We start from the raw sequence: 20,554 nt of genomic DNA, 5'->3' as shown, positions 1-20,554 counted from the left end.
TTAGGAAGAGGGACAGACATTTTCTCAGGCATTGCATTGCCAAAAAAAGATGCCGATTTTTGGAAGTTTCAGACCAAATTTGTCCCGGACTTTCATTGCATGGAACAGTTAACCTTGACATTGCCTGGAGACTTTTGAGTAATGACCAGGAGTACAGCAGCCATTCTCGATTTAGTCGCACCATTCGATGGCGACATGGACCAGCATCGCACCGAGTAATTGTCACACCGCGGCGAAGCTCGGCTTTATCCGTTTGCTATTTGCGGGACGGTCCAATTCAATTTATCGGATTGGAATGGTGAACGATCCACCAGGGTACTGCTTGCACATGAACTCCACGAAAGCCCGAACTTTGGGACTTTGCAAGCGGCGAGAGGTGTGCAGAACCCACAGCTCGACTTCGTCGCCGGCGATTCCCCACGATACCAGTTCGCCTTTTTCCAGCATGCTCCCAATGATGGACTGCGGCAGCATCGCTGCCCCTGCGCCGGCGGCAATCGCATCGCGAACCATCAGGAGCGAAGACAGATGCAGAACAGGTCGCGGCTCGACGGTGAACTGACCATTGCGAACCGACCAGACATCGCCGTCGCGATAGCTCGGCGTGACGACTGCCGGAACGGGGAACGGCTTGTCGCGATCTCCCTTCGGCATCTGAACCGATGGCGCAGCAGCAAGGACCAGCCGGTCTTTGGCAAAGCACCTGCCGACCAATGTGCTGTCCTTGCTCGGATTGATCCGTATGGCGACATCGAAATGCTCGTCTACCAGATTGACGAGACGATCCTCAGCCACAGCTTCGATCTGCACTTCGGGATAGCTCACCAGGAACCGAGCGGCAATACGCCCCAGCGCCAACTGCGAAAACACGAGCGGCGCCGCGATACGCAAACGGCCTCGCGGCGTCGCAAGGCCATCCCGTGCTGCCGCTACAGCTTCGACAACCTCGTGCATCGGTCCCTCCGTTCTGGCTCGCAGCAGCTGGCCTGCTTCGGTCAACTCCAGGCTACGAGCACCTCGCTCGATGAGTCGAATGCCAAGTGCTTCTTCGAGATCGGCGACCCGACGCGACAGAGTTGCCTTAGACCGGCCGCTGGCGCGGCTGGCTTTTCCAAAACCTCCGTGAGAGGCCACTAGCTGGAAGTCTTCAAGGGCGTTGAAATCCATGATGTCTCACTTTTGAAACGAACCGTCTATATTTTACAGTCTTTGTTTTGAATATGGAACCATCTATTATTTGTTCGTAGTCAACCCAAACCTCAAAGGAGTTAATCATGAACAATATCCGTGCATTGGTTCTTACCGAATACGGCGGCCCAGCCGCCCTCAAGATTTCGTCAGTCGAAGCGCCCACGGCAGGAGCAGGCCAAGTGCTGGTCCGCGTCCACGCCGCCGGCATCAACGGACTGGACTGGAAGGTCCGGGAAGGCTATGTCCGAGACGCCTTTCCACTGCAGCTGCCGACCGTCTTGGGCATCGAACTGGCCGGAGTGGTCGAAGCAGTAGGCCCGGGCGTCACACAGCTACGCAAAGGCGATCGCGTAATGGGACCACGTGGCGGATTGGGCGCCTATGCCGACCTGGTAGCGGTAGACCAGGCCAACCTCAGCCTGGTGCCCGACTCGCTGAGCTTCGTCGACGCGGCAGCATTGCCCGTGGCCTCAGTGGCTGCTTGGCAAAGCCTCAATTTTGCTGGCCCGATACGCGCCGGCCAGCGCATCCTTATCCAAGGCGCGGCTGGCGGTCTCGGAGGATTCGCGGTGCAGTACGCGCATCAGGCCGGGGCTGTGGTATTTGCCACCGCCTTGGAGGCGCATGCCGACTACGTCCGCAGCCTGGGCGCTGACCACGTCATCGCCTACGACAAAGAGCAGTTCGAAACCTCGGTAAACGACATCGATCTCGTGCTTGACTACATTGGCGGCGAAGTGCTGAACCGCTCGTGGTCCGTCCTCGCCGAAGATGGCGTCATCGTTAGCACCGCATCGCCGGCCATCCTGGCAAGCATCCCCGCAGGGCGTCGTGGCTTGTGGTTCATGAGCTCACCGGATGCCGCACGGCTGCAAGCGATCGCAGAGGACGTGGCGCACGGACGCTTGCAGTCAAAGGTCGGCGCCGTCGTGCGCTTCGACGAACTGCCCGCGATGATCGAGCGCAATCGGACTGAGCCGCAAGTCGGCAAGACCGTGGTGGATTTCGCCCTCTGATCCATGCCTTCTATCACCCCCTTTATATTTACCAACTAAACCAAGGAGTAATCATCATGACTATTATCGTTACCGGCGCTACCGGCACTGTCGGCCGCCAAGTTGTCGAACAGCTCGTGAAGCGCGGCGCCGATGTTCGCGCTCTCGTCCGCGATCCCTCGAAGGCCAATTTCCCGGCAGGCGTCGACGTCGTCCAAGGCGACCTGCTCGACGTCGACTCGCTGCGCAGCGCCTTCTCAGGCGTCTCGACGCTATTCCTGCTCAACGCGGTTGTACCGGACGAATACACCCAGGCGCTGATCGCGCTGAATGTCGCCCGTGAGGCCGGCATCAAGCGAATCGTCTACCTATCGGTGATTCACAGCGACCTCTACGTGAACGTGCCGCACTTCGCGGGCAAGTTCGGCGTTGAGCGCATGATCGAGCAAATGGGGCTCAACGCCACCATCCTGCGCCCCGCCTACTTTATGGGCAACGACATCACGATCAAGGATGTGGTGACCGGATACGGCATCTATCCGATGCCGATCGGCAGCAAGGGCCTGGCAATGGTCGATACGCGCGACATTGCCGAGGTAGCGGCGATCGAGCTTATCCGCCGAGAACAGTCCAGCGTCCGCTTCCTCTGGAACGGATTAACCTGGTCGGGCCAGACACGCTGACTGGCGCGGATGTCGCCGCGATCTGGACAGAGGTTCTGGGGCGTCCGATCGCCTATCCGGGGGATGACACCGCCGGGTTCGAGAAAAACCTCCGGCAATTCATGCCGAGCTGGATGGCCTTCGATATGCGCCTGATGAGCGAGCGTTTTCTTACCGAGGGAATGATCCCGGCAGCCGGCGATGTGGAACGTCTGACTGCGCTCCTGGGGCGCCCCCTCCGCTCCTATCGCGACTTCGCCTCCGAGGTTGCGACGTCAGCCTGACTTATTTGAAAGTCAATAAAAATAGGGAATGGCGAGCGATGCATGGACCCTTGACAATCATAACCAATTGGTTATGATTGCTTCATGCCAGCTTCCTCAGAAATCGAAACGTAATGTACATAGGCGAGAATTCGTAATGCACACAGAACCGACAACCGTCCTGAAAAACTTGTCAGATCCAACCAGGCGCGCAATTTTCGAGCGCCTGAGCAGGGACGGTGAAATGACGGTGCATGCCTTGACCGGTCCGTCGGGAGTATCGCAACCCGCCATTTCGAAGCATCTCGGCGCGCTCAAGCTGGCTGGCCTGGTGCGCGGCCGGCGCGAGGGACGCGAGACGTATTACAGCGCCGAACCGAAAGCGCTGGCGCCGCTGATTGACTGGCTCAGTTTTTATTCGACCTTCTGGCATGGTCGATTTGACCAATTGGAAACCCTGTTGAAAAGGATGGATCAATGATGCAGACCGACGACACCAAAACGCTGATTGTAGAAAGAGAGTTGCCGCACCCCGCCGAGAAGATCTGGCGCGCCTTGACGCAAGCCCCCTTGATCGAGGAGTGGCTGATGAAAAACGACTTCCAGCCTGTGGTGGGCCACCGTTTCGATCTGCGCGCGGACTGGGGCGTTGTCGACTGCGAGGTCCTGGCAGTCGAGCCGAACAAAACGCTGTCTTACACCTGGGAAGCCATGGGTCTCAAGAGTGTCGTCACCTGGACCCTTACTCCGACAAGTACGGGCACCCACCTGCACATGGAACAGTCGGGCTTCCGGCCGGACCAGCAGCAGGCCTATCAGGGCGCCAAGTACGGATGGCAGAAATTCCTTGCTGCCCTGGACCAGGTTGTCGCCGAGCTGGCGTAATGCTTCTTCGAGGGTGAGGACATGAAAAAATCGGACACGAGCCAAGGCCTGCCGGCATCGGAGCTCATCTCGCAAAGAATCGCCGAGCTCGGGGACTGGCGCGGAGACACCCTCGGCAGGATGCGCAAGCTGGTCAAGGAAGCCGCCCCGGACGTGGTCGAAGAATGGAAGTGGATGGGCACCCCGGTCTGGTCGCGCGACGGCATCATCTGCACCGGCGAATCCTACAAGGACAAGGTGAAGCTTACCTTCGCCAAGGGCGCGTCCCTGAAGGATCCGGCCGGTCTCTTCAACTCCAGTCTCGACGGCAACGTGCGCCGCGCGATCGACATCCACGAAGGAGAAGAAGTCGACGGCCCCGGCTTCAAGGCGCTGGTTCTGGAGGCGGTTACCCTGAACATTGCCGGCAAGTCGAAGCCGGCGAAGAAAGCAAAGTCCTGACGAATAGCGCAGGAGCTACCACATCAGGTCGTCCGGGATCTGGAAAGCCGCATACGGATCGTCCTCATCGACCTCGGTGCTGGTCTTGTTCACCCGCACCACGATCGAGGCATCGCGCTCCGCGATCTTGTCGGCGATTATCCTGGGCACCAATTCCCGGGCCTCACCCAGGCAGATGATCACCAGGCGCCCGGCGATCAAATGCGCCTGGACCGCGGCCGACACGTACAGCCGCTCGACCTTCTTGTCGTGGGTGAAATTGTAGGCGATGTCGCCTTTACCCAAGCTTTGGCGATTTTTCTGCACCATCTGGGCAATTTGCGCCACGATCGCCTTTTGGGTAGCGGCGGCGTCGCGCTGGGCGTTCAGTTCGCGAGCCCGCTCGGCATTCTTGCGCAGCGTCTCGAGCGCCGCCAGGCGCGTTTCATCGACGCTGGCCGTGCCGCTGCGGCGCTCAGCTTTTTTCTGCTTGTTCTTGTCCTGGTTGGCCAGTTTGACTTTATTTTTGTCAACCAGGCCGGCTTTCAGGAATTGCTCTTGCAAAGAGGCCATGTGTGCTGCTCCGTAAATAGGTCGGCCGACCTGGGCAACGGCGCCGGCCAGCGCAAAGACGCTAGCATAGCAATTTTCCTCTCCATAAAACTCAAAAACTTGTGAAATGCTATCCTGACCGGCCCATTCAGGAAACCTGACTTGCACGCGACAGGGCGTTCCGTACCGGCACAATACAACCTTGACAACCCGCCTCTCAAGAGGCCTACGAAAGCCAATCAATGGACCACACTTCCTTCCCGTTCCGCCGCCTGCTGCATGGCACTGCGCTCGCCGTCTCGCTGGCGCTGGGTACAGCCGCCATCCCTACCGCGGCATTCGCCGCCGCGCCTCAGGTCAAGACCCAGGCACCGGGTTTCTACCGCGTGATGCTCGGCGACTTCGAGGTCACCGCACTGAGCGACGGCACCGTCGACCTGCCGGTCGACAAGCTGCTGGACGAGCCCGCCGCCAAGACAACCACGGCGCTACGCAAGTCCTTCCTGAGTGCGCCGGTCGAGACCTCGGTCAATGGTTTCCTGATCAACACCGGCACCAAACTGGTGCTGATCGATACCGGCGCCGGCACGCTGTTCGGACCGACGCTAGGCAAGCTGGTGGCGAGCCTGCAAGCTGCGGGCTACAAGCCCGAGCAGGTCGACGACATCTTCCTCACGCACATGCATCCTGACCACCTCGGCGGCCTGGTCGCAAACGGTGCGCTTGCGTTCCCCAACGCAATCGTCCACGCCGACCAGCGCGATGCCGACTTCTGGCTGTCCAAGGCGAAGCTGGAGCAAGCGAGCGCCGATTCGAAGGGTTCCTTCCAGGGCGCTGTAGCATCGCTCAACCCGTACATCGCGGCAGGAAAGTTCCAGCCGTTCGATGGCAGCGGCGAGATCGTGCCGGGCGTCAAGGCCTGGTCGAGCTATGGCCACACAGCGGGCCATACGAGTTATGTCATTGAAAGCAAAGGCCAGAAGCTGATCGTGACCGGCGACCTGATCCACGTTGGCGCCGTGCAGTTCGCGGCCCCCGCGGTCACGATCGAATTCGACACGGACAAGAAAACTGCAGCATTGGCGCGCGCCAAGGTCTTCGCCGCAGCGGCAAAGGAAGGCGCCTTGATAGGTGCGGCCCACATTTCGTTCCCGGGCCTAGGCCATCTGCACGCAGCCGGCAAGTCGTGGCAATGGATCCCGGTCAACTACACGACCGAGCTGAAATAACGCCGCCGGCAATGAGCATGTCAGGCGCAGCCGCCAGAGTGACGGCTGCGCCTGACATGCATCCCGGCTTCAATGGCACGAAACAGCCAGTTTCTCTTTCAGGTACGGCGTGATATTTTGCATCGCACGCGATACATAATCTTCCTTCTCTCCTACCGGGGCGACATAGTGCAGTGCACTTTCCGCCGCCTCGACGCTTTCTAGCCGGGCAATTATCCAGGCGGCGAGGTAAGGTGACGCCAGGCACCCGCCTGCGGTCGCGACGTTATTCCGAGCAAAGAAAGGCTGGTTCAGCACCTCGACGCCGGCTTCCTGGACCCAGGGTTTCGTCGTCAGGTCGGTGCAGGCCGGAACGCCCTCCAGCAGCCCGAGCTTGGCCAGCAGCAGCGTGCCGGAGCATTGTGCCGCCAGCAATTGCCGCGACGGATCGAGTTGCAGCTGCGCCATCAGCGCCACATCAGCGACGATTTCGCGTGTCCGTATGCCGCTGCCGACGATGACCGCATCGGCAGCGCTTGCCTCGCGCAAGGAAGCCTGCGCCTCAATCACCAAGCCGTTCATCGAACGGACTCGCGCAGCAGGACTTGCGATCGACACGCGCCAGTCCGGTTTCTTGATGCGGTTCAGGACCCCGAGCGCGATCAGGGAATCGAGTTCGTTGAAACCTTCGAAGGTAAGGATAGCGATGTGCATGGCGTCGTCTTCCGCTGCAGATGGGATTGAGGAATCAGTATTGCTTGTAAGGCAGGAATTTGCCGCTCATGAGGATGCGCACGCGGTCGCCGTTTGGATCGTTCTCGCGCTGCAGGTCCATCTTGAAATCGATGGCGCTCATGATGCCGTCGCCAAACTCTTCGTGGATGAGCGCCTTGAAAGTACTCCCGTACACATTGACCAGCTCGTAGAAGCGATAGATCAGCGGGTCGGTCGGGACTGACGTCGGCAATGAGCCTTTGTACGGTGTAACGGTCAGCCATTTGGCCTCTTCCGCGGTCAGGCTGAAAATTTCCGCAAGAACGCTCGCCTGTTCCGCGCTCAGCGTCATTTGCCCGAGGCACGCAGCGGTGACCCATTCCTTGCTCAGCCCGACCTTGGCGGCGACTTCCGACCACTTGATGCCAGAGGACACCTTGGCGGCAATGATTTTTTCGGTAACTTCGAGGCGGTCCATAAAAGCTCCTTCAAGGAATGCTGGGTCAGGTTGGGATACGGTTAAACATGCTGCCGTCTGCTTGCGTGAATCGGATTGCGTTGAGCCATTCTATGGCCGTCAATCTGTAGCGTGGTTAACAACCCACAACACATTTCCCTTCCACGTCAAATTCCATGGTCTTGCCGCTAAGAGGCGCATATACAGGGACTTTTACCGCAGCCTTGAATTCCAGGAACTTGCTGCCCGCGATGAACTTTCCATCCTTGGTAGCCGCCTCGTTCACATGCGAAGCAATCACGCCGTGGGGACGCACCAGGTCGTTGATCACGTACGCGGCTTCGCGCGGGCCGGTGGAAAAGATGCCGCCTATATTCAGCACAGCCAGTTTTGGCTTGTAGAAGCGCCGCACCACCAGGTCCTGCTCGGCAATGATGCCGGTATCGCCAGACAGATATACGGCCAGGCCATTCGAAAAAGTCACCACAAACCCGCCTGCAGGACCGACATAAGCCTTCACGCCGTTTGCCGCAAGACCCTCTGCCAGGGCACCGCTCAGGAATTTTTCGTCCAGTCCGTTTGAATGTGCCGCCGGGACGCTCGCGATAGTGATACCGCCGATTTTCCGCTGCCCGCCGAACCTGACCAGTTGCACCTGGTCGGCGCTACCGCCCGCGGCCGTGATCCTGCGCGAGAAAAAATCGCCCATTTCGCCACCGACGAACAATTTGGCTTTCTTGGCCAGGACCACCTCTTCGGTCACCGAAGATGGCGCGCTCTTTACCGAAAAATCCGGAGCCGCGCAAGTTCCTGCATTGGCTTCGGCCTGGTGCATGTCGCCCAAGTGATCGCTGTGCACATGGCTTAACAATACGCCATCGATTTTACCCAGGCGCGGATCGCTGCCGCCGCGCACCGTACGGCCGGCGTCGTACAGAATCCGCGTGCCATCCGGGTCCTCGAAGATCAGCGCACGGTCCTGCGCGCAGAATTCGCCGTCGTGGCTGCCCAAGGGAGTGATTTTGACATTGGCGGCGCCGGCAGACGCTGCTGTCGACATACCAACAATACAAAAGACAGAAAACAATATCTTCTTGATTACATTCTTGTTTGCCACGAGGGACTCCTCAAATATCAGGGCCGGAAATCCTGTTTTTCTATCCAGGGGTAAATTTGTGCTCATTACCCCCGCCTGCAAGCGCGGGGACGTACTTGAGCCAGGCCCATGATAACTAGAAAAATGGATATCTGATTTCCTTCAATGAGAAAGCGACGGCGTCATTCAACGCATCGCTTATCCGGGAACTCCCGTTCGAGTGGAATATTAACTGACCGAATTCGGCTTATCTCTCGACGGAATTATTATCGCGATGTGCGATTGGAGAAGCGTTAATCTGGCATTTATTACCGAGGCCCGCCGCCGTCGCGAAGGACAGTGACCGGCTCTTGTATCGCGTCACCTCATGACCAGCATCATGGCTACCACTACGCGAGCACGCGGTGCCGTACCTCGGCGATGCGCCAGACCACCGAGCGTTGATTGATAGCGGCATGCACGGGGAAATCCGCCGTCTCCCCCATGATGCGAGATGCCGCATCCCCGCCGTTGGCGGCGGACCTCCAGATCAGCATGTCGACGATCGAGCCGTCTTCCAGTTCGGCGATGTGACGCGATTGAAAACCTTCCTGGCGCTTCAGCCATGCATCGATGTCGGTATTGGCGGCGATGAAATCCTTGATGCCGAGTCCTTTGACAAGCTTGAAAGTCGTGATCTCCAGGGCGCTAGGCATCTTGTAACTCCTGTGTGTGGTTGATTTGAAGGGCGCGGCTCTTCGTTAGAGATGCTCAGCGCTGCGCAGTGGGGCGAACGATGAGCTCGCTCACGTCGACGTCCGCCGGCTGGCCGATGGCGAAGCCGATCGCCTGCGCGATGGCTTCCGGCGCGATGGCCTGATCCATCATCTGCCGGACCGCCGCCTGCACCTGCGGGCTGGTTATGCCGTCGACCAGTTCGCTGCGTGTAAGGCCGGGGCTGACCACGGTCACACGGATGTCGGTGTTTTCCTGCCTGAGTCCTTCGGACAGCGCTCTCACTGCAAACTTGGTTGCGCAATAGACTGCAGCAGTGGGATCGACCCGGTAGGCGGAGGTAGAGGCGATATTGACGATGTGCCCGACCTTCTGCTCTTTCATGAGCGGCAGCACTGCTGCGATGCCGTGCAGGACGCCGCGCAGATTGACGTCGATCATCTGGTTCCACTCGCTGATCCGCAGTTCTTCCAGCATGGACAGCGGCATGACGCCGGCGTTGTTGACCAGCACATCGATCCTGCCGTATCGATTGATAGCAGCGGCCGTGAAGGCCTGGACGCTGTCGAGGCTGGTCACGTCCAGCTCGTGAAAGCCGGCCTCGCCGCCGGCTTGCAAAATCTCCTTGGCAATGACGGCGATGCGGTCGACGCGACGGGCGCCCAGCAGCACCTTGTGGCCGCCGGCGGCCAGATGGCGGGCCGTAGCTTCGCCGATACCGCTGCTTGCGCCGGTAACGAGTACAACTTTGCCCTGGGCGGCGCTGCGGGTGAGATCGGTTGTCATGGCAAGTTCCTCTGTAAGGGATTGGGTCAAGTTGATGACTGCATGGTGTCATCGACCATGCCCCTTGCGTTATCCGGATTCTCCGGAAATCATCCACGATCCTGCAAATCGCTGTATCCACCCAATGCACCCGTTGGGATATCAGGTAAGCTGGATGCCATTACGCCCATCCTTAAATACAAGATGTTTGCCATGAAGACAAGTTTAGATCCCTACCCGGAAATGGCATCCATCATTGCCCGTTTCGCCAGCGCCGATGGCGAACTCGAAACGGCCATCGACGGTTTTTTCATTGGCCGCCGCTCTGCCCCGTCTCCGGCGCTCAATACCACGCAGTGGCCATGCTTCGCGCTGGTGGTCCAGGGGGCGAAGAGCCTGACGCTGGGAACCGAGGTGTTCGAATACGGCGTCGGGGATTGCCTGGTGGTGTCGCTCGATCTCCCCGTCGTTTCGTTCATTACGCAAGCCAGCATTGAGGTTCCACATCTGGGGGTGGCGATGGCGATCGACGGTGAGCGGCTCAAGCACCTGATCGGCAGGATAGGCATGCCGGCCAGCGCAGGCGCTGCCGATGCCATGCGCGGCGTGGCCGTCAACGGCGCTACGCCGGAACTGCTGGACGCAACCTTGAGAATGTTGAGATTGCTCGACCGTCCGCATGACATACCGGCAATGGCGCCGTTGATCGAGGAGGAAATCCTGTACCGGTTGCTGACCTCGCCTTACGGTCCGCGACTGCTGCGGATCGCCCAGGCCGAGAGTCCCGGCAACAGGATTTCCAAGGCCATCGCCTGGCTGCGCCAGAACTTCACAAGTGCGCTGCGTGTGGAAGACCTGGCCCGTCATGTCGGCATGAGCGTGTCCTCGCTCCATCATCATTTCAGCGCCGTAACGGCGATGACGCCGATGCAGTACCAGAAGAAACTGCGGCTTTACGAAGCGCGCCGCCTGATGCTGGTCGAACGGCTCGATGTCGGCACGGCCGGTTATCGCGTGGGCTATCAGAGTCCATCGCAATTCAGCCGCGAGTATAGCCGGCTGTTTGGACGTTCGCCGCTGCGCGACGTCGAAAACCTGCGCGACTCCTTGGTCGTCAATTTACCTCACAGAGATACGGATTCAATTGCACCTCATCCCTATCCTGGCGTCGGAGCAGAGCGCCCTTGAGGTAAAAGTAGGATTCACATCTCACTTTAAATTTGTTGATGCGGTTATCTTGTTTTTTATGTAGCTGTCATCCATCGCAGCCAACATCAGCAGAGCCCCAATAATTGCAATATTTTTCAAGAAGTGGTTGAGCTGATTCTGCATGCCGGCAGGTTCTGCTTGCCAGAACCGATGCGCGGTCAAAGTTGCTATCACAGTAAAAATGGCCACTACCACGGCAACAGGACGGACCTGCCAGCCGCTCAGAATCGCCAGGCCTCCACCAGCCTCAACCAGGATCGATGCCAGCACGGCGATGGTAGCAAACGGCACGCCAATGCGATCCATATAGGCGACCACGCTGGAAAATGCCGTGATCTTGAGCACGCCGGAAACGACAAACAGCGAAGCAAGAAGGGTACGGCCGATGCGATACAAGGCTGGTGAAGTTTGCATGATTTTCAATATTCGATGATTCAATAGTTCAATACCGTGGCGATACGCACGGCGCATCGCCACGTTCTTCTCTCAGCATGGCTTGACCATGGACTGTTTGCTCAATGCCCGACATTGTCGCGAAGCTCGTCCAGATCCCGGTTCGCAACAACCGGATCGGTTTTCAGCTCCGCCTTGACTTCGGCGCGGGTCTTGGTCGAGGCGACAGGCTGCAGGACCGGGTAAGCGGAGGCGGCATAGTTCAGGCTGCCCTGGTCGCTTGCCTGCTGCAATTCAGCCACGACCTCAGCACGGGTCTTGCTCGAGACAAAAGGAACTTCAGGTGGATAGGCGGCATCGGCAAGGGCGGAGCCGGCGGCAGCAACGAGAGCTGCGGCAACAACAATTTTCGAGATATTCATTTTGCGCTTTCAGTAAAAATATGAGCCGGGATGGCGGCGGCGTCGACAGCCTGTGAAACTTGTTTCCAGCCTGTCTTGCCGTGTGATTGATACTATGCGCAAAGACAATCCAGATAAATTAGCTAAAATGCGATCTTCCGTTCTATGTATAGAACGATAAAGGCGGAACTTTGATGAAAAAACTGACTATCGACCTCAACGACCTGTATTTTTTTGTCCAGGTGGTTGACCGCGGCGGCTTCACCGCAGCGGCGGATGCCCTCGACATACCGAAATCCAGGCTGAGCCGGCGTACCGCGGAGCTGGAGAAATTGCTGGGAGTCCGCTTGCTGCACCGGACCTCGCGCCGGATCGCGCTTACCGAGGTCGGCTCCCAGTTCTACCAGCATTGTGTGGCGATGATCGTCGAAGCCCATGCCGCCGAGGATGTCGTGCAGCGCACCTTGGTCGAGCCGGTCGGGGTGATGCGCTTCAGCGCTCCGGAAGGAATGATCGACATGATCCTGAGCGATCTTTTGCCGCGCTTCATGGCCATGTATCCAAAAGTCCAGGTCATGACGCAGATCACCAATCGCAACGTGGACCTGGTTGAAGAGAGGATAGATGTCGCCTTGCGGATCAATTCACAGGCGCTGGAAAACTCCAGCCTGGTTCAGACCAACTTGTGTTCGACTCCCTGGGGACTGTATGCGAGCCCGTCTTTCATAGAACGGACCGGGGAGCCGCAAAACCCGGCCGACCTGGCGGCGCTGGACGCGCTTGTGTTTGGCATGGACGAGGAAACACCGGCATGGCGATTGCTGAACCAGGCAGGCGAAGAGCAGGTAGTGACATTAAAACCGCGCATGAGAAGCGACAACATCCGGCTTCTTAAAAAGGCCGCGCTGGCGCATATGGGCGTGATCGCTTTGCCGCGCCACGTATGTGCGGAAGACCTGGCGCAGAAATCCCTGCAACGCGTGCTGCCCGACTGGCGCCCGCCATCGGGACAGGTGCGCCTGGTATTCCCGACCCGGCGCGGCCTGGTCCCGGCTGTGCGGGCCTATATAGAATTTCTGAAAGCAGAGCTGCCGGCCAGGGTCGCACTATTGTCCGGAAACAATTGACGATCTTCGAACAACGCGGCGGCGGCGCTCGTCGAAATTGTTCCGGTGTTATATTTTGCCATTCTGCTGTTCAGGTTTAATTTCAAAAGGATACAGTCATGGCAAACATCACTTTTCTCGGTACCGGACTGCTCGGCGCCGCATTCGCTGAAGCCGCCGCAAAACGCGGCGATTCGGTAACCGCGTGGAATCGTTCCATCGACAAGGTTCACGCCCTTGCCCAGTTCGGCGTGAAGGCTGCTGCAACGCCCGCCGAAGCAGTCCAAGGCGCTGCAAGGGTGCATATCGTGGTGAAAGACGACGCCGTGGTCGATGAAGTTATTGCGGCGGCGCGCACCGGACTATCGCCCGAAGCAATCCTGATTGACCACACCACCACCCTGCCGACACTCACAGCCAAACGCGCCGAACGGCTGCACGCGGCTGGATTGAAGTATCTGCACTGCCCCGTCTTCATGGGACCGCCGGCCGCGCGCAATGCCCAAGGCATTATGATGGTGACAGGCCCGAAGGCGCTGTTCGAATCAGTGCAGGCCGATCTCGCCAAGATGACAGGACGTCTCGAATACCTGGGTGAGCGCAGCGACCTTGCCGCGGTCAACAAATTGTTTGGCAACGCCATGATCATCGGCCTCTCCGCTGTGATCGCCGACATCCTTACCCTGGCGCAGGCAAGCGGCGTCGACGGCGAGGACGCCATCAAGCTGCTGGGGCTGCTTGATCTGAACGGCATGGTGACGGGCCGCGGGCTGAACATGGCAAAGGGTAATTTCACCGCGAGTTTTGAACTGGCGATGGCGCGCAAGGACGTGCGGCTGATGCTGGAGACTTCGGGCAACCGGCCGATGGCGGCGCTGCCTGCGGTCGCGGCCAGGATGGACCAGCTCATTGCAGCAGGACACGGCGCTGCGGATGCCAGCGCTCTTGGCATCGATGCTGTGCAGCGGCCTTGATCGCCTAGTTACAAAACCAAATCCGGCCAATGCATGCTGTGCTTTACATGTGCAGCATGCAACTCAAGTTCAAGCGCCGCTCGGCGGCGCCTTTCATATCTGCAGTTGCATCCATGCTGAAAAAACTCGCAACCGTCCGACGAAGTCACCCTTGTCGCTGTCCGACATCTGTTGCTGAGAAAGGAAAAAAGCAATCTGTGGCCTCATTTCCGGATATGTCTCCAGAAAATGATCGACATGCTCTTCGAGTGACTCCGGCCACGATGATGCCTCGACCGGGCGAAGTACGTTGGTGGAACGGATAAGCTTTCTTGACGCCCCTCTCTTGAGACGTTCGATCAAAAGAACATTCTTCTCAGCCTCGATGCGCTGCGCGTAAGCAGCCAGCACTTCAGGAAAGTCTCCATTCACCGCCCTCGCAATCAGTCTGGACGGTCTAAATAAATCGAATTGGTCCGCAAGATCATTGCCATGGACGCAGCGGCAATGATGCTTTAGCCAGAAACCCCATTTATAGAGATTCTCGGGAGCATTGGCATCTGCCAGGTAACCGACATCGAAGTCGATCTTGGTAACTTCCGGGTGTCGGATTTCTAGCGAGAGGCGCATAGACTCAATGGCCTGAGTGTCTTGCAATGCAGGCTCGCGAATCAAGATCAAGGTGACGTCCAGGTCTGATCTGCCAACCGTGGCATCGCCTCTCGCGACGCTGCCATATAGGTAGACGCTGTCAATCAGCGGGCCCAGGCGATCAAGCAGCATGTCGCACAGATTGTCGACTGCCGCCTGGAAGGCAGGCTGGATTGGTCTGCGTGATATGGTCCGGATGAATCCTTCAGCATCCAAGCCTTTTGATTCGGCCAAATCTATCCTCTCGATCTATACAATATCTGGCGTCAAAAGATATCTTAAGGCGCCTTGAAGGTTTTCTATTCGCAAAATTGGAACATTCGTGAAGGACGGGTTTCGACCCAAAGCGGTCTGTCAGTTTACTCAAAAGCAGACGGTCAACGCTTAAGCGATTGGCCGACAGCGGCATTACTTACTCCATGCCACGATAGATAACGTTCTCCAAGCTCTCAGCCTTGAAATTGGACAAATAGCACGCGATTTCTCAGTTCTCGCGCTTTGTTCAGAGCTTGTCTATGCGAAAGCAAAAAGCAAAAAAACGCAACTAGCATCGAGCGATAATTATCTTCGTCGACGTTGCGTTGCGCGCTTGATATTCCCATCGCCTTAGTAATTTCAATTGTCGGATTCACCGCACTATTTTGCTCTGACGCGTGTAGTAGTTGATTAAAGCTTTCAAGACGTGTCAATCGCGAATTACTGGCTACACCTTCAAGTATCGTGCCTAGAACGTCAATTGCCACATCTATTTCATCGTGACCTAAGACGTGTACTTCGGAAAACAGATAGGCTAAGCCACGCTTCTCTTGGCTAGATATAATTTTCTCCAAAAGTGCGTTTTGCCATTCATTCTCATAGATAAACTCCCAAATCACGTCACTTTCATGAGCTTCTTGAATTAATTCAGTTACATCCCAACAGGACTGAGGCTCAACAAGGCAATTGTCACTTCCCAATAGGACCAGATATGAGGGAATACCTGCCATTAAATTCTCCGAGTTTGGTTATGAATAAAATTAATTTCGCTGGGCTTTCGAGCGTCTTGTTTTGGCCGCTTTGCGACTGTCGTCCTCCTACCTGTGTACACTGCCATCAAAGAGAAATAGCGGCGCGCTATTCATCATACATATCTTCTTCGCTTATCCAGTATTCAACATCTGCGATAACGGTTTCTCGGAGCCATTGAACAAAACTTTGCTTGATTTCGGAATATCGGAGCGGCTCATTGAGTTCTAGCTTTTTTGCAAAAGACAGGTGCACGCTAACAACCTTGTCCTCAATTTTTCCATCTCGCACGACAAAGAATGCATAATCGTCCATGTCCTGACGCCGGGCAAATAAATACACGTCGAAATCGGCGCCAGTCTCGATCTTAAAAGCTCGCGTCGCGAACTCATTTTCAGCACAGGTCGGCGCTTCTTTCACCGAAGAATCGGTGTCAATAAAATACCAAGGCTGCCATTTCGTCAAACCTTTGGCTAGGAACCAACGATACGAAAGAGGAAAATAATTATTGTTCATTCCAACGGACCGCGAATATAGTTGACTGGGACCGCATCTGTGAGCCAAACGCCATTCTGAGATAGATAAAATAGGTGACCATCCGCGCTCATTGCCTGTGCATCTATAATCAGCACAATAGGTTTGCCATGGCGCGCACCAACATGTTCCGCGACACTTGCGTCGCTTGATAGATGTACTTTCAGCCGCTGCGCTGAATGCAGGCCGCTCAATTCAATGGAAGGTAGAAAACGACTTGCTGTGCCATGGTATAGCGTATCTGGTGGCACTATCGGTTCTAAACCCAGAGAAACGTTTACTGAATGGCCTTGGTTGGCTCGAATCCGCAAACCGTCACGGCTCAACGCAAAACGTTGCTTGTCGCTTTCGGCGACGATGGCTTCAATTGTCTGTCGGTCAAAGCTTTGGCCGTTAGCATTGGACAATTTGACCAATTCATCTACCGACGCCCAGCCTTCACTATCCAGGATAAGGCCGATTTGTTCAGGTTTGTGGCGAAGCACTAGACTGAGAAACTTACTGCCCGATTCAAATTTCTTTTGACCGTTATTCATCGCTTCGTTCTCTGTTCTCCGGATTCATGCATCGCTCCTGCCACGATTCCAGACTGTCATAAATTGTAGTAGCTGGCCAGCGCAATTGTTGACGCCCCTGTCCGTATATATAGGTTACCAATGCCGAAGAAAAATGGTCTCCTTCATGAATCAACGGCCGCTATGGGAAAAGCGCTCATCAGACTGCTCCTGGCCGAATTGAGCCTGTCGCGCATGAACTGACCTGTTAGTGGGGAACACATTGCAGAAGCTCATCGTCGCAGTTTTACGCCCGCCTTGTTCACCCCCCAAGCTACTCCGAGTAGGATAAGCAAGGTAGGCAGAGTTATCACTAGCACCATTAATATCGGTGCATGAAGCCACATGACAACTGAAGCAGTATAAAAAATTGAACCAACAATCGCAATGAGCCTGATCGCCCACGCAGTCACAGACAGCAGGTAGCTCAATATATTTTTCGCGTTATGTATCTATCGTCCTTTTTTGGGAGCCTTAGCGCTTTGCCGAACGTCCGCTCTTGCCGATAGAAGTCATAGTTCTGTTTCCACCTCAGTAAGCAGTTTCACAAGATGCCGCGGTGCTGGCTGTTGGACATAGAACTCTGCAATCTGGAATGGGTCGATCATCGAAGCGGGATTTGTGATTCTGGAAAATTTTCCGACGACATACCTCGCAAAATAACGAGATCCTTCGATCTCATTTACATACCAAGCCCCACTGTATTTTTGGGCGAAGTACTCGCCGACAAAGTAGCCGACTCTAGTGAAAAGCCATGCCTTATCATCCTCGGCAATGACCATATTTTCTAAAGCTTGGCTCAAATAAGGAGCGCACTCGGCCGCTTGTTTAAGTACCGCGTGCCCAGGGATAATCCCCATTTGACCGACAAATTCAACTAACACTGGCATGAGTTCTTCATAGAATCGGCTAAACGTTTCTTTTCTTTTTTCTGCTAGTGTTTTTGTCATTTTATTTCTCTAGTAAATTACGTCATTGCGCTTCATTGTCTGTCCGCTCCTGGCCGGGTGTTGCCGGTCGCCACAAGCCCTTAGTAGACATGGTCAATTCCTAATGGTCTATCCGGGCCTTCGAGTCGGTTCGGAGTAATCATTGAGTTACCGGATCGCTGTTGTCGACTGAATACGTTGCTAGAAGCATCTGGGGGCGCTGGCGTAGAGGTTCACCTTCTAGGGCGGCAGCGACGACACCGATGCGCTGTGCTCCACACGCAATATAGAACGGTTCGGCGTACGGTTCCGCATCGATCGTGAGGTTCTCCACGCCGTTTCCGGCGGCTAGACCTGCCGCATGCCGCAGTAGTGCCCTTCCGACTCCACGCCCCATGCAATCCGGTACGACCCATAGATGCTCAAGCGGCCATCCGGACATAGACTCTGTCGCACAGAGTGAATAGAAACCAGCAATCTCTCCATTGACTTCGGCAACGTAGGTGAACGATCGCGCAACATAGGAGCCTGTGATCGTCAAGTCCTCGCGCCACGCTTCGAGCTGGGCCACTGTGTACGGCCAATGAGCCTTAGCTTGGTTTGCTACGGCAGTGAGCATGGGCGCCTCGCATTCAAGGCCACGTCGAATTTTCATAGATATTATTACCACTCCATCAAGTCGCTGCCGATGCTCGCTCTTGGCCGCTTGGCTTTTAGCATATCCTGCCACACCGAAATTAGCTAAGCAATAGAACTAAAGAGTCTGGTCGGAGGGGCTGAAATTGGCGATTGCGGGTAATCGTGAATACCCCTTAACCGGAAGACTGGCGAGCGCGAATGTTTAACCCATTGACCTGATTCGAGACGACCGAGCTTGTACACGCAAACATCATTCAATTTGGGTTACGTCATTACGCTTGGGCGTTGCATTCTCATGAAACAAGTCCCCGAGATATTGCGCCAGCTCTTCGGCGGGAATGAAATTCGGTACGACGAACTCGGCAGATCGGCGCTTGCCTTCTGGGCCAAGCACAAATGTTTCCCAACCATCGCCAGAGGCAACGATCGCTATGAGCCTGCCAAAGACATTGAACCGGTATTCAGGCATCGGGCACTCCAAATTTGATGATTTTTTAGTTTGCCACAAGATGTTTTTAAAGTGCGTATGGTCAGGTCTTGTAATGAAATATCGATCGATAACAGAGCCTACTATCCTACCTGTAAGCACTCGAACTCATCGATATTAATCGGATGTGTCATTAAAAGATCTGATCCTGTTTCCTGAAATTTTTCAGCCATATTCAGAAGTTAATTTGACCGTCCACAATTGGCTGCGGATTCAACCGGTGGATTATCGTCATCAATAGCAAAATGTAGAATGCAACTCCTCGACGACTATGACTCCGGCTCCGGCTGATCGCGAGCAACCAAACTCAAGTACTCTTCCAGGCCGGACATACGAAGCGGTTTCACGAACACTCGAATCGTATGGGTCATGTTACCTAATTGCGCACCGGTACGACGACGGGTCTCCTGGTACCCGACCTTCTCCCAGAAGCGCTCTGCCTTCAGGTTGCCGGCTACGACGCCCAAGCGCAACCAGTATGCGCCTTCTTCTTTGGCCCAATCCTCAAGCCGCTGGTACAGGAACCCGGCAGTGCCAGTCCCGTGAAGCGAAGTGGCGACAATGAACGTGCCGATGTGCCAGACGTGCGGAGCAAAGAGATTGGAAAGAACCGTTGCCATTCCCACGAAGTGGTCTGCTCTGTCCACAAAGCCGATCATATACACTTCATCGAAAGGCATATCAGCGGGCGGTCGATCTTCAAACTCCTGCCTGGCCTCATCAGGCCGAGGCAACATGCCGTTGACTGCCAGGAAGTACTCGGGATTGGCAATGAAGAAATCCTGCAACGCGGGCAGATCGTCCTCGGTTAACTTCCTGGCTTCAAAGTCTGTGGCATTAAATAGGATTTTCGGTACTTGTGTGGTCATATGTTGACGCCTGTCGTTGCATGCAATCTGATCGTCGAACAAAGACATGCCAGATCCGCGGATTGATCGGATGGCCGCTCTTGGCCGTGGATTCGCCGATAGCCGGCATTGGAAAATGGCAGCTGCGCTAGCTTAACCAAGCAGGCATAATATAAACCATCAGCCGGACGAGATGAGGCGTAAATGAAGTCTGTACTTTGGAGCGCTACCACCTTCGCCTTGATTGCCTTTACTCTTGATCGCAGGTAGACCATGTCAACGTTCGCGTCATTATTAAAAGACATCCGCCAATGTACTTTGTGTGCAGCGCAGCTGCCGCTTGGCCCCAGGCCAGTCCTCCAGGCAGAACTCGGTTCGCGCATCTTGATCGTCGGGCAAGCGCCGGGCAGTAAGGTACATGCCAGCGGCATCCCGTTCGACGATGCAAGCGGAGATCGTTTGCGTGACTGGTTGGGTATATCCAAGGAACTATTTTACGATCCCCGTATTGTCGCCATTGTTCCGATGGGGTTTTGCTACCCTGGCACGGGCAAGTCAGGTGATCTTGCGCCACGCCCGGAATGCGCGCCGGCATGGCGCGAAAAAATCCTATCGAGACTCAAGCGCGTTCAGCTGACCCTGGTTATCGGCCAGTACGCGCAGCAATATCATTTGCCCGGCGCTCAGGCAAATGTGACCGAACTGGTACGGGCCTGGCGTAGCTACTGGCCAGATGTCGTGCCGCTCCCGCATCCCAGTCCACGCAACAATTTATGGCTCAAACGCAATCCTTGGTTTGAACAGGAATTACTGCCAGAGTTGCGGATGCGGGTCCGCAGTTTGCTTATCCTGGATTAAGAGTATGTGAATCACCCTCAGTTTGTCTGACGCTTTCGGCCATCCGCAATTGGCCGCTTGTGCAC

Annotated in this window: 26 protein-coding genes and 1 pseudogene; 10 read left to right on the top strand and 17 right to left on the bottom strand. The window is 56.0% G+C overall.

Annotated elements, in window-relative coordinates; all coding sequences use genetic code 11:
- Window positions 1–282: 282 nt before the first annotated feature.
- Window positions 283–1,167, bottom strand: coding sequence for a LysR family transcriptional regulator (locus tag CFter6_RS01640; RefSeq protein WP_061538471.1), 885 nt, complete (start codon window positions 1,165–1,167; stop codon window positions 283–285).
- Window positions 1,168–1,274: 107 nt separating this feature from the next.
- Between CFter6_RS01640 and CFter6_RS01635 the strand changes: the two genes are divergently transcribed.
- The 5 genes and pseudogenes from CFter6_RS01635 (at window position 1,275) to CFter6_RS01615 (ending at window position 4,437) form a co-directional block, all read left to right on the top strand.
- Window positions 1,275–2,207 carry an NADP-dependent oxidoreductase gene (locus CFter6_RS01635; RefSeq protein ID WP_061538470.1) on the top strand — a complete coding sequence of 311 codons (933 nt, stop codon included), beginning with the start codon at window positions 1,275–1,277 and terminating at the stop codon, window positions 2,205–2,207.
- Window positions 2,208–2,263: 56 nt separating this feature from the next.
- A pseudogene (locus CFter6_RS01630) lies at window positions 2,264–3,132 on the top strand (SDR family oxidoreductase).
- A gap of 136 nt (window positions 3,133–3,268) precedes the next feature.
- A complete protein-coding gene (locus tag CFter6_RS01625; RefSeq protein WP_061538469.1) occupies window positions 3,269–3,592 on the top strand; it encodes an ArsR/SmtB family transcription factor in 324 nt (107 codons plus the stop codon).
- On the top strand, window positions 3,589–3,996 hold the full coding sequence (locus CFter6_RS01620; protein WP_014004270.1) for an SRPBCC family protein: 408 nt from the start codon (window positions 3,589–3,591) through the stop codon (window positions 3,994–3,996). The genes CFter6_RS01625 and CFter6_RS01620 overlap by 4 nt, the downstream gene beginning before the upstream one ends.
- A 21-nt stretch (window positions 3,997–4,017) precedes the next feature.
- Window positions 4,018–4,437, top strand: a complete 420-nt coding sequence (locus CFter6_RS01615) for a DUF1801 domain-containing protein (protein ID WP_061538468.1) — start codon at window positions 4,018–4,020, stop codon at window positions 4,435–4,437.
- 15 nt (window positions 4,438–4,452) lie between these two features.
- On the opposite strand, the gene CFter6_RS01610 is transcribed toward CFter6_RS01615, so the two are convergent.
- The gene (locus tag CFter6_RS01610) at window positions 4,453–4,989 is read right to left on the bottom strand and encodes a DUF2058 domain-containing protein (RefSeq protein WP_061538467.1); all 537 of its coding nucleotides are present in this window, start codon (window positions 4,987–4,989) and stop codon (window positions 4,453–4,455) included.
- A 221-nt stretch (window positions 4,990–5,210) separates the two neighbouring features.
- Here CFter6_RS01610 and CFter6_RS01605 point away from each other — a divergent pair, with 221 nt between their 5' ends.
- Window positions 5,211–6,197: an MBL fold metallo-hydrolase gene (locus CFter6_RS01605; RefSeq protein ID WP_061538466.1), complete on the top strand. Its 987-nt coding sequence runs from the start codon at window positions 5,211–5,213 to the stop codon at window positions 6,195–6,197.
- Between the two features lie 69 nt (window positions 6,198–6,266).
- Here the strand turns inward: CFter6_RS01605 and CFter6_RS01600 are convergent, their stop codons facing one another.
- From CFter6_RS01600 to CFter6_RS01580, 5 genes are all read right to left on the bottom strand, one after another.
- Complete coding sequence (locus CFter6_RS01600) at window positions 6,267–6,890, bottom strand: DJ-1/PfpI family protein (RefSeq protein ID WP_061538465.1); 624 nt, start codon at window positions 6,888–6,890, stop codon at window positions 6,267–6,269.
- A gap of 34 nt (window positions 6,891–6,924) precedes the next feature.
- Entirely contained in the window at window positions 6,925–7,368 is a 444-nt protein-coding gene (cynS, locus tag CFter6_RS01595) for a cyanase (protein WP_061538464.1), read from the bottom strand.
- Between the two features lie 115 nt (window positions 7,369–7,483).
- Complete coding sequence (locus CFter6_RS01590; RefSeq protein WP_061538463.1) at window positions 7,484–8,407, bottom strand: MBL fold metallo-hydrolase; 924 nt, start codon at window positions 8,405–8,407, stop codon at window positions 7,484–7,486.
- 425 nt (window positions 8,408–8,832) lie between these two features.
- Window positions 8,833–9,138 carry a hypothetical protein gene (locus tag CFter6_RS01585; protein WP_061538462.1) on the bottom strand — a complete coding sequence of 102 codons (306 nt, stop codon included), beginning with the start codon at window positions 9,136–9,138 and terminating at the stop codon, window positions 8,833–8,835.
- Between the two features lie 55 nt (window positions 9,139–9,193).
- Window positions 9,194–9,943: an SDR family oxidoreductase gene (locus CFter6_RS01580; protein ID WP_061538461.1), complete on the bottom strand. Its 750-nt coding sequence runs from the start codon at window positions 9,941–9,943 to the stop codon at window positions 9,194–9,196.
- A gap of 192 nt (window positions 9,944–10,135) precedes the next feature.
- Between CFter6_RS01580 and CFter6_RS01575 the strand changes: the two genes are divergently transcribed.
- Window positions 10,136–11,110, top strand: coding sequence for an AraC family transcriptional regulator (locus CFter6_RS01575; protein WP_082814983.1), 975 nt, complete (start codon window positions 10,136–10,138; stop codon window positions 11,108–11,110).
- A 21-nt stretch (window positions 11,111–11,131) separates the two neighbouring features.
- Here CFter6_RS01575 and CFter6_RS01570 read toward each other — a convergent pair whose 3' ends face one another.
- Window positions 11,132–11,602 (bottom strand): DoxX family protein, encoded by a 471-nt coding sequence (locus CFter6_RS01570; RefSeq protein WP_335340336.1) that lies wholly within the window; start codon window positions 11,600–11,602, stop codon window positions 11,132–11,134.
- Window positions 11,603–11,646: 44 nt separating this feature from the next.
- Window positions 11,647–11,946 (bottom strand): DUF4148 domain-containing protein, encoded by a 300-nt coding sequence (locus tag CFter6_RS01565; RefSeq protein ID WP_061538460.1) that lies wholly within the window; start codon window positions 11,944–11,946, stop codon window positions 11,647–11,649.
- A 173-nt stretch (window positions 11,947–12,119) separates the two neighbouring features.
- Here CFter6_RS01565 and CFter6_RS01560 point away from each other — a divergent pair, with 173 nt between their 5' ends.
- Both CFter6_RS01560 and CFter6_RS01555 read left to right on the top strand, forming a co-directional pair.
- Window positions 12,120–13,052: a LysR substrate-binding domain-containing protein gene (locus tag CFter6_RS01560; protein ID WP_061538459.1), complete on the top strand. Its 933-nt coding sequence runs from the start codon at window positions 12,120–12,122 to the stop codon at window positions 13,050–13,052.
- 98 nt (window positions 13,053–13,150) lie between these two features.
- Window positions 13,151–14,005, top strand: coding sequence for an NAD(P)-dependent oxidoreductase (locus CFter6_RS01555; protein ID WP_061538458.1), 855 nt, complete (start codon window positions 13,151–13,153; stop codon window positions 14,003–14,005).
- A gap of 93 nt (window positions 14,006–14,098) precedes the next feature.
- Here CFter6_RS01555 and CFter6_RS01550 read toward each other — a convergent pair whose 3' ends face one another.
- The 8 genes from CFter6_RS01550 to CFter6_RS01515 all read right to left on the bottom strand — a co-directional run bounded on the left by CFter6_RS01550 (window position 14,099) and on the right by CFter6_RS01515 (window position 19,700).
- Complete coding sequence (locus CFter6_RS01550; protein WP_061538457.1) at window positions 14,099–14,869, bottom strand: nucleotidyltransferase domain-containing protein; 771 nt, start codon at window positions 14,867–14,869, stop codon at window positions 14,099–14,101.
- Window positions 14,870–15,084: 215 nt separating this feature from the next.
- Window positions 15,085–15,621 (bottom strand): hypothetical protein, encoded by a 537-nt coding sequence (locus tag CFter6_RS01545; protein WP_150118577.1) that lies wholly within the window; start codon window positions 15,619–15,621, stop codon window positions 15,085–15,087.
- 127 nt (window positions 15,622–15,748) lie between these two features.
- On the bottom strand, window positions 15,749–16,156 hold the full coding sequence (locus tag CFter6_RS01540; protein WP_150118576.1) for a hypothetical protein: 408 nt from the start codon (window positions 16,154–16,156) through the stop codon (window positions 15,749–15,751).
- On the bottom strand, window positions 16,153–16,710 hold the full coding sequence (locus tag CFter6_RS24695) for an RNA 2'-phosphotransferase (protein ID WP_082814514.1): 558 nt from the start codon (window positions 16,708–16,710) through the stop codon (window positions 16,153–16,155). Before CFter6_RS24695 ends, CFter6_RS01540 begins: the two co-directional genes overlap by 4 nt.
- 530 nt (window positions 16,711–17,240) lie before the next feature.
- Window positions 17,241–17,678: a hypothetical protein gene (locus CFter6_RS01530; RefSeq protein WP_061538453.1), complete on the bottom strand. Its 438-nt coding sequence runs from the start codon at window positions 17,676–17,678 to the stop codon at window positions 17,241–17,243.
- 139 nt (window positions 17,679–17,817) lie between these two features.
- Entirely contained in the window at window positions 17,818–18,312 is a 495-nt protein-coding gene (locus tag CFter6_RS01525) for a GNAT family N-acetyltransferase (RefSeq protein ID WP_061538452.1), read from the bottom strand.
- A 234-nt stretch (window positions 18,313–18,546) separates the two neighbouring features.
- The gene (locus tag CFter6_RS01520; protein ID WP_061538451.1) at window positions 18,547–18,765 is read right to left on the bottom strand and encodes a DUF7661 family protein; all 219 of its coding nucleotides are present in this window, start codon (window positions 18,763–18,765) and stop codon (window positions 18,547–18,549) included.
- Between the two features lie 287 nt (window positions 18,766–19,052).
- Window positions 19,053–19,700, bottom strand: a complete 648-nt coding sequence (locus tag CFter6_RS01515) for a GNAT family N-acetyltransferase (RefSeq protein WP_082814513.1) — start codon at window positions 19,698–19,700, stop codon at window positions 19,053–19,055.
- A gap of 204 nt (window positions 19,701–19,904) precedes the next feature.
- Between CFter6_RS01515 and CFter6_RS01510 the strand changes: the two genes are divergently transcribed.
- Window positions 19,905–20,489, top strand: coding sequence for a uracil-DNA glycosylase family protein (locus CFter6_RS01510; RefSeq protein WP_061538449.1), 585 nt, complete (start codon window positions 19,905–19,907; stop codon window positions 20,487–20,489).
- The last annotated feature ends 65 nt before the right edge of the window (window positions 20,490–20,554 follow it).

Origin of the sequence: Collimonas fungivorans (genome assembly GCF_001584145.1) — a bacterium.
GTDB lineage: Bacteria > Pseudomonadota > Gammaproteobacteria > Burkholderiales > Burkholderiaceae_D > Collimonas > Collimonas fungivorans.
The sequence above is the reverse complement of the archived record's forward strand: the minus strand, read 5'-3'. Positions and strand labels throughout refer to the sequence as shown.